Here is a 15,752-nt window from a genome sequence, read left to right on the forward strand (position 1 = left end):
TCCCTGATGTGATGATCGCAGGATAAACTGACTGCGCGCTGCCCAGGCCAAAAATGACAAGTGATTAACCCGGCCTTCTTTGTCTGCGCGATTGTGTTCCAGATTGCCCACAGAGACGAGCCAACTAATGGATGTTTTATGTTAGACAGCTTTCTTGTCATCATGCTGCTGATTGCGATCAGCTCGTTTTTCTCTCTTTCAGAAATCTCGCTGGCGGCTGCCCGCAAAATTAAACTGAAGCTACTGGCCGACGAAGGCAATATCAACGCACAACGCGTACTGAAGATGCAGGAAACGCCTGGCATGTTCTTTACTGTGGTGCAGATTGGCCTGAATGCCGTGGCGATCCTCGGGGGTATTGTCGGTGATTCCGCGTTTTCCCCGGCCTTCCGAACGCTGTTCGAACGTGTGACAACGCCGGAAATGGCTGAGAGCATCAGCTTTGTCTGTTCTTTCACGCTGGTCACCAGCCTGTTTATCCTGTTTGCCGATCTGTTCCCCAAGCGTCTGGGCATGATCGCGCCGGAAACCATGGCGCTCAAAATCATCAACCCGATGCGCTTCTGTCTGTTCCTGTTCCGCCCGCTGGTGTGGTTCTTTAACGGTGGGGCTAACATCCTTTTCCGCCTGTTCAAAATCCCGCTGGTGCGTAAAGACGACATCACCTCTGACGATATCTATGCGGTAGTCGAAGCCGGTGCGCTGGCCGGGGTGCTGCGTAAGCAAGAGCATGAGTTGATTGAAAACGTCTTTGAGCTGGAATCGCGTACCGTGCCCTCTTCAATGACATCACGTGAGAACGTGGTGTGGTTCGACCTGCACGAAGATGAAAGCAGCCTGAAAGAAAAGATTGCCCGCCATCCGCACTCGAAGTTCCTGGTCTGTAATGAAGATATTGACCATATCGTCGGCTATGTTGACTCGAAAGAGCTGTTGCTGCGCGTACTGGGTAATCAGAGCATGACGTTGAACAGCGGCCTGCAAATCCGTTCGGCACTGATCGTGCCGGATACGCTGACGCTGTCAGAAGCGCTGGAGAGCTTTAAAGCCGCCGGGGAAGACTTCGCAGTGATCATGAACGAGTATGCGCTGGTGGTGGGCATTATCACCCTTAACGACGTGATGACGACGTTGATGGGCGATCTGGTCGGTCAGGGAATGGAAGAGCAGATTGTCGCGCGTGATGAGAACTCATGGCTGGTTGAGGGCGGTACGCCTATTGATGACGTTATGCGCGTGTTGCATATCGACGAATTCCCGCAGTCAGGTAATTACGAGACTATCGGTGGCTTTATGATGTTTATGCTGCGTAAGATCCCAAAACGCACCGACTTCGTGAAGTTCCATGGCTTTAAGTTTGAAGTGGTGGATATCGACAGTTACCGCATTGACCAGCTGCTGGTGACGCGTATTGATGCGCGACCGACAGCACCCGTACTGCCGAAAGATCCGGAAGAACTCGTTTCGTAAGCGGTGGCAAGACACAAAAAAGGCGCTTTCAGCGCCTTTTTTTGTCAGTTAAATTCGGTCTGTAATCTGAGGACCTGTCGGTTAACTTCCGACATCACGCTGTAATGCTGCTTATCTTTGACGCGCGGGATAAGGATCTTGCCTTTATCAAACTCAAACGCGCCGACATCTTTGATATACAGCCGCCCACGGAACAGCGTTTTTACGTATTTAGCGACCTGTAGTGGGTTATATCGCTGGAAGATCTTCATTCTTGTTCAACTCCTGAAGAGTAACTACGCCTCGTCGTTACCAATCTCGGCACGAACCTGTGAAACGCAAAGTGCCTGTACTATAGAACATCGTTTGCTTCCAATGTTCCTAAAATTGAATTTTTTTACTGTGTTTACACATCATGACAGAACTCTCTGTTACCTGACCGTACACACACAGTATAAACCTTCAATTCGCAGGGATTTGTGCGGTGTGTTGCAAAGATGTTATCCCGATGCGACAGCAGCATCATCCACGCATATTATTTCAGTAGGATGACTTACTGATCAGACCACTACATTCACAGGAGCGACTATGACAGGAATCCGTATTTTCACGGCCATGCTTTGCCTGCTACTGCCTTTCACCACGGCGGCGCACAACCTTCATGTCGGCGAGCGCGTAGCTGCTGTGGGCGTTGCAGATAAAGGCGAGTTACTGTTCAAAGAGGAGAAGTTTAGCTACAAAAACTGGAACAGCGCACAACTGGCAGGAAAAGTGCGAGTGGTCCAACATATTGCCGGGCGCTCCTCAGCAAAAGAACAAAATGCCGCGCTGATAGAAGCGATTAAGGCCGCCAAATTCCCGCATGACCATTACCAGACCACCACCATTGTGAATACTGACGATGCGATCCCCGGCACCGGTATGTTTGTGCGCAGCAGCATAGAGAGCAATAAACAGCAGTTCCCCTGGTCACAGTTTATCGTCGACAGCAATGGCGCAGTGCATCAGGCCTGGCAACTGGCGGGCGGCGGGTCAGCCATTGTCGTGCTGGATAAAGACGCGCGGGTACGCTTCGTTAAAGAAGGGGCGCTGACTCAGGATGAAGTGAAAACGGTGATAGGGCTGTTAAGAGAGTTGTTACATTAGCGCCGTGACATTCGAAAGCCTCTAAAGGGGCCGACCTTTTTTCCGATCGGCCTTTCTTTCAGCATCCCGTGAATCAATAGATCGATACCCGGAAGCCCGGATTTAAGAAGGATTCACGCGGGGTGTAATCCAGCGTTTTCCCCTGCCAGTCCGTCACATGAGCACCGGCTGCCAGCGCGACGGCGTGACCTGCGCCCGTGTCCCAAATATTTGTTGGTCCAAAGCGTGGATAGAGTTGCGCCTGCCCTTCCGCCACCAGGCAGAATTTTAACGATGATCCAATTGCCGTGGTCTGGTGCTCACCCATTTGTGCCAGATACTCTTTCAACTCGTCATCAGATTTAGCATGAGAGCGGCTGATGACCACCAGCGGCGGACGCGCATCCTGCACATGAATCTGCACCCTTTTAGCCCCCTCTTCTTTCCAGGCTTTGCCGCCCTCAGCAGAATACATCACCTTCAGCACCGGCGCGTACACCACGCCCAGCACCGGTTTACCCTGCTGGATCAGGGCGATGTTAACGGTGAACTCGCCGTTACGTTTGATAAATTCTTTGGTGCCATCAAGAGGGTCAACCAGCCAGTATTGCTGCCAGTGCTGACGCACATCCCAACCTGCCGGATCTTCTTCTGACAGTACGGGGATATCCGGCGTCAGCGCCGCCAGTCCGGCGACAATCACTTTGTGTGCGGCAATATCCGCCGCGGTGACTGGTGAGTCATCCGATTTATGCGCCACATCCAGCGGGGCCTCGCCATCATAGACCCGCATAATGGCATCGCCTGCTTCACGCGCCATCTGGCAAATTTTTTCTAACACTGTCCACCTCCTGATTGCCTGACGTTATCACGGCCACCGCTGTGTAAACCTAAACGCTTCTCTATTGAGAATAGCAGTTCACTCTGTGAGTCGTTATACCGTGGGTTACGCACTGGGTTAGCCATTTGTTTTCAACAGCATAACGTACCTGCTGTGAGGTAACACGCTTTCCTGCCATTTTCGACCAGATTGCCCCGCGTCAGGGGCTGTACTGCACCACATGCCCTCCGGAGGGCTAAATACGCGATCGTCATCACAATTTCCTGTCATGACACGACACAATTTCACACTATTCTGAGAGGGTTACGAAAGTTTAATCCAGAACATAAAGGGAAAAGACATGTTCAAGACTTGCCTCACGCTGACGGCTCTACTGGTCAGCCATGCGCTGACGGCCGCCACGGTTGATTTTCGCCTTATGGAAACAACCGACCTGCACAGTAATATGATGGATTTCGATTATTACAAAGACCAGCCGACTGAAAAATACGGTCTGGTCCGTACCGCCTCACTGATTGCCAGCGCACGCCAGCAGGTGACCAATAGCGTACTGGTCGATAACGGCGATGTGATTCAGGGCAGTCCGCTGGGGGACTATATCGCAGCCAAAGGTCTGAAGGACGGCGATGTCCATCCGGTGTATAAAGCGATGAATACCCTCGATTACAGCGTCGGAAATCTGGGGAATCATGAGTTTAACTACGGCCTCGACTACCTGAAAAAGGCCATTCACGGCGCGCGCTTCCCTTATATCAATGCCAATGTCATCGACGTCAAAAGCGGGAAGCCGCTGTTTACCCCTTATCTGATTAAATCCGTTGATGTCCGCGACCGTGACGGCAAAACGCATACCCTGAAGGTCGGCTATATCGGCTTTGTGCCACCGCAGATTATGACCTGGGATAAAACTAATCTGACGGGCAAAGTGACCGTTGACGATATCACAGCAACGGCGAAGAAATGGGTGCCGCAAATGCGCAAGGAGGGAGCGGATATTGTTGTTGCGATCCCTCACTCCGGGCTCTCCAGCGAACCTTATCACGCACTGGCTGAAAACTCAGTTTACTACTTAAGCCAGGTGCCGGGCATTGATGCCATTATGTTTGGTCACGCGCACGCCGTGTTCCCCAGTGCTGACTTTGCCAATATCAAAGGTGCAGACATCTCCCGGGGAACGCTGAACGGTATTCCAGCCGTGATGCCTGGCATGTGGGGCGATCACCTGGGCGTGGTCGATCTGGTACTGAACAATGACGCTGGCCGCTGGCAGGTGAGCAGCGCACGTGCTGAAGCGCGTCCGGTTTATGACAAAGTCGCGAAGCAGTCTCTGGCCCCCGAAGATCCAGCGCTGGTCAGCGTGCTGGCGGCCGATCATGCTGCCACACGGGAATTTGTCAGCCAGCCCATCGGCAAATCAGCGGATGTAATGGCCAGCTATTTGTCGCTGGTACAAGACGATCCGACCGTCCAGATCGTCAATAACGCCCAGCGCGCCTATACCGAACACTTTATTCAGGGTGACCCTGACCTTGCGCATCTGCCGGTACTGGCCGCCGCTGCGCCGTTTAAAGCCGGAGGCCGTAAAAACGATCCGGCCAGCTATGTCGAGGTGGATAAGGGGCAGCTTACGTTCCGTAATGCCGCCGATCTCTATCTTTATCCGAATACGCTGGTGGTGGTGAAGGCGACCGGGGAACAGGTGAAACAGTGGCTGGAGTGCTCTGCCGGGCAGTTCAATCAGATTGATGTTCATAGCAGCAAACCGCAGTCACTGATCAACTGGGATTTCCGCACCTATAACTTTGATGTGATTGATGGGGTGGACTACCAGATTGACGTTACGCAGCCTGCACGCTATGACGCTGAGTGCGGCTTGATCAATAACCAGGCCTCACGCATTCGCCATCTGACGTTTAACGGTAAACCGATCGACCCGAAGGCAACCTTCCTGATCGCCACCAATAACTATCGTGCTTATGGCGGGAAATTTGCCGGAACCGGGGATAAACAGATTGCTTTCGCTTCGCCTGATGAGAACCGGGCGGTGCTGGCGGCCTATATTGGTGCGCAAACAAAGGAAAAGGGAGAAGTGAAACCCCAGGCTGATAATAACTGGCGACTGGCACCGATTCACAGCAGTACACCGCTGGATATTCGGTTTGAAACGGCAACGGGAGAAAAAGCCGCTGCATTTATTCGCAGCCATGGGCAATATCCGATGAAGCAGGTGGGAACGGATGAGATTGGTTTTGCGGTGTATCAGTTAAAACCGTAACAACGAGGCACGCCCGACGCATGTCAGTGACGGGCGTGCCGCAGGACTTACAGAATTTCCAGCAGTTCCACTTCAAACACCAGGGTGCTGAATGGTGGGATGGATGCACCCGCTCCGCGCTCGCCGTAAGCGAGGTTGTGAGGGATCACCAGTTCCCATTTGGAACCCACTGGCATCAGAGTCAGTGCTTCGATCCAGCCAGGGATCACGCCACTTACCGGGAACTCAGCCGGTTCGCCACGCTGTACGGAGCTGTCGAACACGCTGCCGTCGATCAGTTTACCGGTGTAGTGTACGCGTACACGGTCCTGACGGGATGGGATTGCGCCCTCGCCCTGAGTCAGAACGCTGAACTGTAAACCGGTCTCGGTGCTGCTGACGCCTTCACGCTGCGCGTTATCTTCCAGGAACTTCTGACCTTCAACTGCCATGGCCTTCTGACGCTCCTGACGGACCGCTTCAGCGCGCTCGTGAACTTCACGCAGGGCACGGTGAACCACATCAACAGGAACGGACGGGGCATTCCCTTCCAGCGCATCGCGCAGACCTGCCAGCAGTGCTTCCGGCAGCAGACCCTGCAAACCAGATTCCTGCAACTGTTGACCGACCTGTAAACCGATACCGTAACTTGCTTGCGCTTCAACGCTGTCAAAAGAAGGGGTTGTCATGGATTTTCCTTTCATCATTGATAAAACCGAAGACGAAGCATAACAGCGCAGACAACAGGCGTAAAATCCCATCTTCCACTGGTGACTTTTCCCCGGGAAACAGAAACAATACCGCCTATCACAATTCAGCACCACTGTGGCTCTTGGGCCTATACTTTACGCTTACCCAGGATTGATATCCTGAGCATGAAGGGTTTCGGTTCAGCACATGTATTCAGAGGTTTAAATGGGCCAGATTGCCCGCAGGCGAAGGAAAAAGCCGCTTTTTGTTGCCAGAGTTAAGCAATGGCTGATGAAAAGCTTACCGATAGCGCGAGGTTCGCGTCAGGAGGAAGAGGCCATGCCTAATGCATCGCTCACATCACGCTTACCATTATGGTTCAACCGTCTCTGGCAGCTGCCAGACCAGATCCGCTGGATGGACCCGCTGCCACCGCATCATCGGCGCGGGATTATTGCCGCTGTACTGGTGATCCTGCTGGCCTTCCTGTGGCCCGCACCGTCGCCACACCGAGCCGTGACGCCGATGCAGAGTGGCTCGTCCGCCACCGAGGTGCCTTTACAGGCTGAAATCACGGATGCGCCACCTCCCACGCCTGCTACGCCGCAGCAGGATGATCAGGGAACCTGGGGTGAATACACTATTGCTCCCGGTCAGACGCTGGCGCAGTTGTTCCGCGACAATAATCTGCCCGTCAATGATGTGTTTGCGATGGCGCAGGTAGAAGGCAATGACAAACCCCTCAGCACCTTACATGCGGGGCAGACGGTGAAAATCCGCCAGAATGCGCAGGCGATAGTGACGGGATTAACGCTGGAAGGGGCGAATGGCGAGATACTGTTTACCCGACAACCCGACGGGACGTTCTTAAAAGCAAACTGATTTAATGATGAAGATTACCTGTGAATTTGGCGTTATTGTTGCAGCCAGTTTTGGCACGGACAGCGTGCAACAACCGGAGCGTACACGCAGTACGTGAGGATTGTGAGCACTGCCCGGGCCAAAAATGGCAAATAAAATAGCCAAATTTCAGGCCATACAAACAAAAACGCCGCCCCGAGGGGCGGCGTTCTTTCATGCGATACTAAGGCCGATTAAGCTTCAGCAACGATGTTTACAGTCAGTTTAGCGAAGACTTCGCTGTGAACCTGGAAGTCCACTTCGTGCTCACCGGTAGTACGCAGAACGCCGTTCGGCAGACGAACTTCGCTCTTAGCCACTTCAACGCCAGCCGCAGTTACTGCGTCAGCGATGTCACGGGTACCGATGGAACCGAACAGTTTACCTTCGTCGCCTGCTTTAGACGCGATGGTAACGGTGCCCAGTGCATTGATTTTCTCAGCACGTGCATTAGCTGCAGACAGAACGTCAGCCAGTTTGGCTTCCAGTTCTGCACGGCGTACTTCGAAGAATTCAACGTTTTTCTTAGTAGCAGGAACAGCTTTGCCCTGTGGTACCAGGAAGTTACGAGCGTAGCCCGCTTTAACGTTAACCTGATCACCCAGGCTGCCCAGGTTTGCTACTTTATCAAGCAGAATAACTTGCATTACCTTATCCTCTTAAAGTCGTTAATGGACAGTTGCCGTTACTGATGACGATCAGTGTACGGCAGCAGGGACAGGTAACGCGCGCGCTTGATAGCACGAGCCAGCTGACGCTGGTATTTTGCGCGAGTACCGGTGATACGGCTCGGTACGATCTTACCGCTTTCAGTGACATAATTTTTCAGCGTTGCGATATCTTTATAATCGATCTCTTGAACGCCTTCCGCTGTGAAACGGCAGAACTTGCGACGACGGAAATAACGTGCCATTTGGCTAGTCTCCAGAATCTATCAATTCAATCTGCTCGGCATGCAGTACGAGTTTGTTCAGGCCGTTGCGCCCTTGATGGCTGCAAATAAAACCCTGAACAGTTAGCTGCGTGCCGACCGTTATACTTTGAGTAATCGCCTGATGGGCTTTGCCGCTGATAATCACCGGCATACGGCACCAGGCTTGCCGGTTAAAACCGGCTTCCACCTGCTCTGAACGATGCTCAAGCACGAACTGGCAGTGTGGAATTCCTGACGGGCTGACTTTTCGCATTGGCGTCTTGCACACAGTGCCAGACAGCGTCAGTCGGTTAGCCGTCACGGAAATTACTCTTCAGAATCCCCAGCATCTGCATCATCAGAGGTTTCATTAGCAAAATCTTCGCGACGATCACGACGCTCATCTTTCGCTTTAACCATCGGAGATGCTTCAGTTACCGCGTGCTTAACGCGCATAACCATGCTGCGGATAACGGCGTCGTTGAAGCGGAAGTTAGTTTCCAGCTCATCGATCGCTTCCTGCGGAGCTTCAACGTTCAGCAGAACGTAGTGGGCTTTGTGCAGTTTGTTGATCGGGTAAGCCAGCTGACGACGGCCCCAGTCTTCCAGGCGGTGGATCGTACCTTCTGCACCAGTGATGGTTGCAGAGTAACGCTCGATCATGCCAGGAACCTGTTCGCTTTGGTCAGGGTGAACCATAAATACGATTTCGTAATGACGCATCGAATTTGCTCCTTACGGATTATTCAGCCTCCTGTCGGGGTCAACCGCGGCCCATGGAAGCAAGGAACGTTATAAGCCGTGACCAAATAGTGCCGGGTCACAACCTGAGAATGCGGCTGAAAAATTGACGCGTAATCATACTTGCGGGGAGGGGATAACACAAGGTAAAGATTGGTGTTCAGCAGGGTATTTCGGGGGAACCAGAAAAGAAGGCCCCGCCCTACGGTTGGGGGCGGTCTTTTTCTTCGCGCATCCCCAAAAATTACAAATGATGTTTAAAAAATGCCGTCATGGCGCTCAGCGCAGGCGGTGTGATACGGTGCCCAATACCTTTTTCCGTCAGGAAGGTCAGGTTCGCATTTTGCCCGCTTTCACGCAGCGCTTTCTCCAGCCTGACGCTTTCAGCGGCGGGAACCACATCATCCGCCTCGCCGTGCCACACCAGCAGAGGCCGGTTAGCCAGTTTATCGAGCTGATGGCTGACCTCATATTCCGCCAGCGGCGCCAGTCGTTCAGCCAGTGTTTTGCGCTCATCCGGGCTACGCGCAACAAACGGCGGAAACAGTGTCTGTGCCAGTTGGCTGAAATAGCCTGATCCCATCATACAGGCCGCGCTGCGCAGCTGTGGGTAGCGAGCCAGTGCGCCCAGCACGGTCATCCCGCCCATCGACGCTCCGGCGACCGCCAGCCGTGCGCCATCCACGAGTTTCTGTTCACGCAGCGCTCGTTCAATTTCCGGTAATTCGTCAATATTGCTGCGCAGGATCTCCCAGAAGTGAGTCACTCGTCGCTCATCGTCACCGTTGTAACGCGCCCCGTGCATATCCGCATCGGGCAGAATGGCACGGAAACCCGCCTGCGCCAGCGCTACAGCAAAGTAGGAATAGACCTCTTTTGACGAGGTGTAGCCATGATAGAACAGCACCGTGGGGAGCGGTTCGTGCATTTTTCCTGCCGGACAGGCATGTAAACATTCGATATTGGCGAAAATTTCTGTGTTGACTTCAATCATTACATCTCCTTGTCAAATTCATCACGGCACGCTCTTTTTTCAGGAACATAGCGCCGCTTTAGGGATTAACAGTAAAAGAGCACTAATGTGATATATCTCACAATAAACTACGCCGAATTCCCACTGAGTTTATAGGGTAAATTTTACCCATCCCCTGCCGTTAACTCGTGTAAGACCCTAACGATTTAAGGCATAACGATGAAACGTCTCTCTCTCAAGACATGGAGTCTGGGCGTAAAACTTTCGGTACTGACCTCGCTGACCGTGGCAGTGCTGTTTATTATTTTAACCCTGACCCTGAGCCACAATGCAGCAAAACAAGTCCATACCCTGACACTGGCCGATATGGATAACCAGGTGGATGGCATCGGCGATATGGCCAGCATGTTTAACACCACCCTGGCTGAAGAAGTCAGCAACTACACCGGATTATTCCAGAGCTTCCTGCCGAAGCGCTTTTCGCTGGATGAATCACAGCACATCGCAGTCGGTGAACAGCAGACACCCACTCTGCGTGCCGGGCTGCGCACCCTGAACCTTGATCAGGTACTGGTGGATGATTTCCAGGAACGTACTGGTGCCATCGCCACCATTTTCGTCCGTACCCAGGACGACGAATTTATCCGCATCTCCACCTCCTTGCGTAAAGAGGATGGTGAACGTGCTATCGGCACCCGGCTTGACCATAGCAGCCCCGCCTGGCAACCGATACAGAAAGGCGAGATTTTTCGCGGTGTCGCCCTGCTGTTTGGCAAGCGCTACATCACCCAGTACCAGCCGGTACGTGATGACGCTGGCCGGGTGATTGCCATCCTGTTTGTCGGTGTGGATATCACGAAACAGTATGCAGTCATCCGCCAAAAAGTGCTGGCGAAGCATCTCGGCGACAGTGGATTTTTTTACGTGCTAAACCGTGTACCGGGGAAACTGAATGGCCACTATCTGTTCCACTCTTCCCTTGAAGGTAAAATGCCGGATCTGCCGCAGGAGGCCCGGCAGCAGCTGTTACGCCAGCCTCGAGGAACACTGGAAACCACTGACGATAACGGGAAGGAGCGAATCCTCGCCTGGCAATATTTACCGGAGTGGAATTGGGTCGTGGTAGGTGACGTTGACAAGGCCAGCCTGCTGGCACCTGTTCAACAGACACGGAATCTGTTTCTGCTGATCGGTGCCGCATTGGTGGGGCTGTTTGCCGTGCTGTTCGTCTGGATCACTCGCCGCTGGCTGAGCCAGCCACTCCAACAGGTGATCACACTGGCGCGAGAGTATGCGGCCGGTAATTTACTGGCGACATTGAGCACCCGCCGCCAGGACGAAGTGGGACAGTTGATCGTGGCGATTAACGGCATCGGCGACGGGCTGGAGCGCGTTGTCGCTCAGGTACGTCACGCTGCCGATGAGATCGCCAGCGGAACCGAAGCTATTGTGACCAGCAGCAGTAACATCAGCGAGCAGATTACCCGCCAGGCCAGCAGCGTTGAGGAAACGTCCGCGAGTATGGAGCAGCTTGGTGCCACGGTGGAACAGAACGCCGGGAATGTCACTCAGGCACTGCGCCTGGTTGGTGAAGCAGCCGAGGCAGTTAGCAAAGGCTCAGCCACCGTTGGCCAGTCGGTAGTCACCATGTCCGATATCAAGACGGCATCACAGGGCATTGCAGATATCACCCAGGTGATCGAGTCGATTGCTTTCCAGACCAATATTCTCGCCCTGAATGCAGCGGTAGAAGCGGCGCGTGCCGGAGAAAACGGGAAAGGCTTCGCGGTGGTCGCTGCCGAAGTACGGGCATTGGCACAACGCAGTGCACATGCGGCCAAAGAGATTGACCATCTGATTGCCGACTCATTGCGTAAAGTGGTGCAGGGGCACGACCTGTCTGAACAAACCCGCCAGGCGATGGATAACATTACCGGGCGCATTGATCAGGTGAAGGCATTAATGAGTGAGATTAACGTGGCCTCACACGAGCAATCGACTGGCATCGGTCATGTTAATATTGCGATGGCACAGATTGGTCAGGCCACGCATCAGAACAGCGAACTGGTGATACATTCTGAGCAGACCGCGCAGGAGCTTAGCCGTAAGGGACATCACCTTAACGAACTGGTACAGGTGTTTAACGTCAAGTCATAAACTGGCGTACACTGATTGTCGGTATCTTGTTGAGATGATGACGATGCGTCTGATAACCGCTTTGCTGTTTGCCCTGTTGTTAAGCGGCTGTAGCGTGCTGAAAAGTACGCCGCAGCCTCCCCCGCCGCCTGGCGCACAGGCGGTAGAGATCAACCGTGCGCAAAGTGCCGCTTTGCCACGCCTCGGTAGTGCCAGCGTGACCGTGCGGGGATCGCCGGATGATGCCGTGCGGGCACTGGCAGCGAAAGCCAATGCCGCCGGCGCACGTTACTATCAAGTGCTGCTGGTCAATGAGACGGTGGCACCGGGTCTGTGGTACGCCAGTGCGATTTTCTATGGGGCAGGTATAACTGACAGTGGCGTGAAGTAATCGGGGAATATCAGAGAATATCGGGGCGCGAACACGCCCCCGACAGTTATTTCGCGCTGCGCTGACGCACCGCTTCAAACAGGCAAACACCCGTGGCAACCGAGACGTTGAGCGAAGAGACGCTGCCCGCCATCGGAATGCTAATCAACTCATCACAGTGCTCACGCGTCAGACGACGCATGCCTTCCCCTTCTGCACCCATCACCAGCGCCATTGGGCCGGTCATTTTGCTCTGGTACAGCGTATGGTCAGCTTCACCTGCGGTGCCCACAATCCACACATTTGCTTCCTGCAACACACGCATGGTGCGCGCCAGGTTGGTGACTCGGATCAGCGGGATATGTTCTGCCGCGCCGCTGGCGACTTTTTTCGCCGTGGCATTCAGCTGGGCTGAACGGTCTTTTGGCAGAATGATCGCATGCACACCTGCTGCATCCGCGCTGCGCATGCAGGCGCCGAGGTTATGCGGGTCGGTCACGCCATCAAGGATCAGCAGGAACGGACTGTCCAGACTGGCCAGCAGATCCGGCAGATCGCCTTCCTGATATTGACGCCCTGGTTTCACACGGGCAATGATCCCTTGGTGAACAGCGCCTTCTGATTTGCTATCCAGTACCTGCTTGCTCGCGACCTGAATAACGATGCCCTGCGCTTCCAGCGCTTTAACCAGCGTCTGCAACCGGCGATCGTCACGCCCTTTCAGGATAAACACTTCCTGGAAACGCTGTGGATCGCTGTCGAGCAGCGCCTGTACGGCGTGGATACCAAAAACAATTTCACTCATTTCATTGACTCAGTAGTTCGTTATTTGCGCGTGTGCGGGTCAGGCATGCCTGACCCCTACGCTGTAGGGGCGACGCACGCGTCGCCCGGATGCGGTTATGCGCCGTCGGTTTTCTTCGCCCGCTTCGCACGAGTGGCAGCACCGATTTTACGGGTTTTATCCGATGGCTTACGCGGTTTTTTCTCTTTCGCGGCGGCGGGAGCAGCACCGTCAGCGGCTTTGGCCGGACGGAAAGCGCTGTCCGGCTCAAAGTTGGCCCCTTTGCGCGGTGCACGACGGCGGTTGCCGCTGTTCTTCGGTGCCGCACGTTTTTCGCGTTCGCGTTCGGTTTTCCCTTCGCCACGCGGTTTACGGCTGCTTGAGATCAGGGCGAAGTCGATCTTACGTTCGTCCATATGCACCGCATCAACACGCACTTCTACCGTGTCGCCGAGGCGATAGGTACGGCCGCCGGATTCACCGATCAGACGCTGACCTATCGCATCAAAGCGATAGTAGTCATTATCCAGGGTAGACACATGAACCAGACCGTCGATAAACAGGTCAGTCAGACGTACAAAGAAGCCAAACCCGGTCACGCTGGAGATCACGCCAGTAAAGGTTTCCCCGACCTGATCCTGCATAAAGTCACACTTCAGCCAGTCCGCAACATCACGGGTCGCTTCATCCGCGCGGCGCTCTGTCAGCGAACAGTGCTGGCCCAGTTGCAGCATCTGCGGCATCTCGTAGTGGAATCCGCCCGTTGGGGTGGTATTGCCCTGCAAGGTGCCTGCTTCTTTCGCCAGCAGATACTTGATGGCACGGTGTAACAGCAGATCAGGGTAACGACGAATAGGCGACGTAAAGTGCGCATAGGACGCCAGCGCCAGGCCAAAGTGGCCACGGTTTTCCGGGTCATAAACCGCCTGCTTCATCGAACGCAGCAGCATGGTTTGCAGCATCTCGTGATCCTGACGACCTGCGATCTGACTCAGCAGCGCTGAGTAATCGACCGGCTGCGGCTTATCGCCACCCGGCAGCGTCAGGCCCAGTTCATTCAGCACGGAGCGGAAGCTCTTGATGCTTTCATCGCCTGGACGGTCGTGATCGCGGAACAGCGCTGGCTCGTTGTTTTTCTCAACGTAACGCGCCGAGGCAATGTTCGCTAAGATCATGCACTCTTCAATCAGCTTGTGCGCATCGTTACGAGAAACCTGCTCCACGCGTTCAATACGACGATCGGCATTGAAGATAAATTTCGCTTCATCGGTTTCAAACGAGATACCGCCACGCTGTTCACGCGATTTTTCCAGCGCCAGGTACATGCGGTGCAGCTCTTCAAGGTCTTTTACCAGCGGCTCATACTGCTGGCGCAGTTCCTGATGCCCCTGGAGGATGTTCCACACTTTGTTGTACGTCAGACGCGCGAAGGAGTTCATCACCGCTTCGTAGTGCTTATAGCCGGTCAGCTTACCGGTGGAGGAGATGGTCATCTCGCACACCATACACAGACGGTCCACTTCCGGGTTCAGGGAACACAGGCCGTTGGACAGCACTTCCGGCAGCATTGGCACCACCTGAGACGGGAAGTACACCGAAGTACCACGGTTAACAGCTTCATCGTCCAGCGGGGTGCCAGGACGCACGTAGTAGCTCACGTCGGCGATCGCTACCCACAGACGCCAGCCGCCGCCGCGTTTACGTTCACAGAAAACGGCGTCATCAAAGTCACGTGCGTCTTCGCCATCGATGGTCACCAGCGGCAGATCGCGCAGATCAACGCGGCCCTGTTTGGCATCTTCCGGCACTTCTTCGCTCAGATGAGCAATCTGTTTTTCCAGCGCTTCAGGCCATTCATGCGGAATATCATGGGTGCGCAGCGCCATATCGACGGCCATGCTGGTGCCCATATTGTCGCCGAGCACTTCAACCACTTTACCCACGGCTTTGCTACGACGGGTGGGACGCTGAGTCAGCTCCACCACCACCACAAAGCCCATGCGAGCACCCATCAGCTCTTCAGCCGGGATCAGGATGTCGAAGCTCAGACGGCTGTCATCCGGCACCACAAAACCTACACCGGAGTCAGTGAAGTAGCGGCCAACAATTTGGGCGTTACGCGGTTCAACCACGCGAACCACGCGTGCTTCGCGGCGACCTTTACGGTCAGCGCCCATGGCCTGCGCGAGGATCATGTCCCCGTGCATGCACATTTTCATCTGTTCGGCAGAGAGATAAAGGTCATCTTTGCTGCCTTCAATGCGTAAGAAGCCGAAGCCATCGCGGTGACCGATGACTTTACCTTTTAACAGGTCCAGGCGTTCCGGCAGCGCGTAGCACTGGCGGCGGGTAAACACTAACTGCCCGTCACGCTCCATGGCGCGCAGGCGGCGACGCAGCGCTTCAGTCTGCTCTTCTCCGCTTATCGCTAATTCTTCTGCCAGCTCTTCACGGCTGGCCGGTTTTTCACGTTTGTCCAGGTGGGCAAGAATGAACTCGCGGCTTGGAATAGGGTTTTCGTACTTTTCAGCTTCTCGTTCCTGAAAGGGATCGTGTGACATCGAGGTTCCTCCGTT

At 54.3% G+C, this 15,752-nt stretch carries 16 protein-coding genes; 6 read left to right on the forward strand and 10 right to left on the reverse strand.

The features are described from left to right. The first annotated feature begins 138 nt into the window (after positions 1-138). Entirely contained in the window at positions 139-1,470 is a 1,332-nt protein-coding gene (locus tag FY046_RS21705; protein WP_133842539.1) for a hemolysin family protein, read from the forward strand. A gap of 44 nt (positions 1,471-1,514) precedes the next feature. On the opposite strand, the gene FY046_RS21710 is transcribed toward FY046_RS21705, so the two are convergent. Beyond that, positions 1,515-1,721, reverse strand: coding sequence for a DUF1107 domain-containing protein (locus tag FY046_RS21710; RefSeq protein ID WP_133842540.1), 207 nt, complete (start codon positions 1,719-1,721; stop codon positions 1,515-1,517). A 316-nt stretch (positions 1,722-2,037) separates the two neighbouring features. On the opposite strand from FY046_RS21710, the gene FY046_RS21715 reads away from it, so the two are divergent. Then, a complete protein-coding gene (locus tag FY046_RS21715) occupies positions 2,038-2,595 on the forward strand; it encodes a YtfJ family protein (RefSeq protein WP_421505135.1) in 558 nt (185 codons plus the stop codon). A gap of 73 nt (positions 2,596-2,668) precedes the next feature. Here FY046_RS21715 and cysQ read toward each other — a convergent pair whose 3' ends face one another. After that, positions 2,669-3,415, reverse strand: a complete 747-nt coding sequence (cysQ, locus tag FY046_RS21720) for a 3'(2'),5'-bisphosphate nucleotidase CysQ (protein ID WP_200641848.1) — start codon at positions 3,413-3,415, stop codon at positions 2,669-2,671. 340 nt (positions 3,416-3,755) lie between these two features. Here cysQ and FY046_RS21725 point away from each other — a divergent pair, with 340 nt between their 5' ends. Then, entirely contained in the window at positions 3,756-5,690 is a 1,935-nt protein-coding gene (locus tag FY046_RS21725; protein ID WP_446186474.1) for a bifunctional 2',3'-cyclic-nucleotide 2'-phosphodiesterase/3'-nucleotidase, read from the forward strand. 47 nt (positions 5,691-5,737) lie between these two features. On the opposite strand, the gene fklB is transcribed toward FY046_RS21725, so the two are convergent. After that, positions 5,738-6,358, reverse strand: a complete 621-nt coding sequence (fklB, locus tag FY046_RS21730; RefSeq protein WP_133842544.1) for an FKBP-type peptidyl-prolyl cis-trans isomerase — start codon at positions 6,356-6,358, stop codon at positions 5,738-5,740. A gap of 226 nt (positions 6,359-6,584) precedes the next feature. Here fklB and FY046_RS21735 point away from each other — a divergent pair, with 226 nt between their 5' ends. After that, positions 6,585-7,241 carry an OapA family protein gene (locus FY046_RS21735; protein WP_445235342.1) on the forward strand — a complete coding sequence of 219 codons (657 nt, stop codon included), beginning with the start codon at positions 6,585-6,587 and terminating at the stop codon, positions 7,239-7,241. Between the two features lie 212 nt (positions 7,242-7,453). Here FY046_RS21735 and rplI read toward each other — a convergent pair whose 3' ends face one another. The 5 genes from rplI to yjfP form a co-directional block, all read right to left on the reverse strand. Continuing rightward, positions 7,454-7,906: a 50S ribosomal protein L9 gene (gene rplI / locus FY046_RS21740; protein WP_133842546.1), complete on the reverse strand. Its 453-nt coding sequence runs from the start codon at positions 7,904-7,906 to the stop codon at positions 7,454-7,456. A gap of 38 nt (positions 7,907-7,944) precedes the next feature. Further along, the gene (gene rpsR, locus FY046_RS21745; RefSeq protein WP_062745644.1) at positions 7,945-8,172 is read right to left on the reverse strand and encodes a 30S ribosomal protein S18; all 228 of its coding nucleotides are present in this window, start codon (positions 8,170-8,172) and stop codon (positions 7,945-7,947) included. A gap of 4 nt (positions 8,173-8,176) precedes the next feature. Then, positions 8,177-8,494, reverse strand: coding sequence for a primosomal replication protein N (gene priB, locus FY046_RS21750; protein WP_159336799.1), 318 nt, complete (start codon positions 8,492-8,494; stop codon positions 8,177-8,179). 5 nt (positions 8,495-8,499) lie between these two features. After that, positions 8,500-8,895, reverse strand: a complete 396-nt coding sequence (gene rpsF / locus FY046_RS21755) for a 30S ribosomal protein S6 (RefSeq protein WP_034891402.1) — start codon at positions 8,893-8,895, stop codon at positions 8,500-8,502. 262 nt (positions 8,896-9,157) lie between these two features. Next, a complete protein-coding gene (gene yjfP / locus FY046_RS21760) occupies positions 9,158-9,907 on the reverse strand; it encodes an esterase (protein WP_446186475.1) in 750 nt (249 codons plus the stop codon). A gap of 198 nt (positions 9,908-10,105) precedes the next feature. On the opposite strand from yjfP, the gene FY046_RS21765 reads away from it, so the two are divergent. Together FY046_RS21765 and bsmA are read left to right on the forward strand one after the other, a co-directional pair. Further along, entirely contained in the window at positions 10,106-12,043 is a 1,938-nt protein-coding gene (locus tag FY046_RS21765; RefSeq protein WP_446186476.1) for a methyl-accepting chemotaxis protein, read from the forward strand. Between the two features lie 43 nt (positions 12,044-12,086). Next, the gene (gene bsmA, locus FY046_RS21770; RefSeq protein WP_133842550.1) at positions 12,087-12,413 is read left to right on the forward strand and encodes a biofilm peroxide resistance protein BsmA; all 327 of its coding nucleotides are present in this window, start codon (positions 12,087-12,089) and stop codon (positions 12,411-12,413) included. A gap of 46 nt (positions 12,414-12,459) precedes the next feature. On the opposite strand, the gene rlmB is transcribed toward bsmA, so the two are convergent. Continuing rightward, positions 12,460-13,197, reverse strand: a complete 738-nt coding sequence (rlmB, locus tag FY046_RS21775) for a 23S rRNA (guanosine(2251)-2'-O)-methyltransferase RlmB (RefSeq protein WP_062745656.1) — start codon at positions 13,195-13,197, stop codon at positions 12,460-12,462. A gap of 95 nt (positions 13,198-13,292) precedes the next feature. Next, positions 13,293-15,737 (reverse strand): ribonuclease R, encoded by a 2,445-nt coding sequence (gene rnr, locus FY046_RS21780; RefSeq protein WP_133842551.1) that lies wholly within the window; start codon positions 15,735-15,737, stop codon positions 13,293-13,295. Positions 15,738-15,752: the final 15 nt, after the last annotated feature.

It is taken from the genome of Erwinia sp. 1181_3, assembly GCF_052824965.1.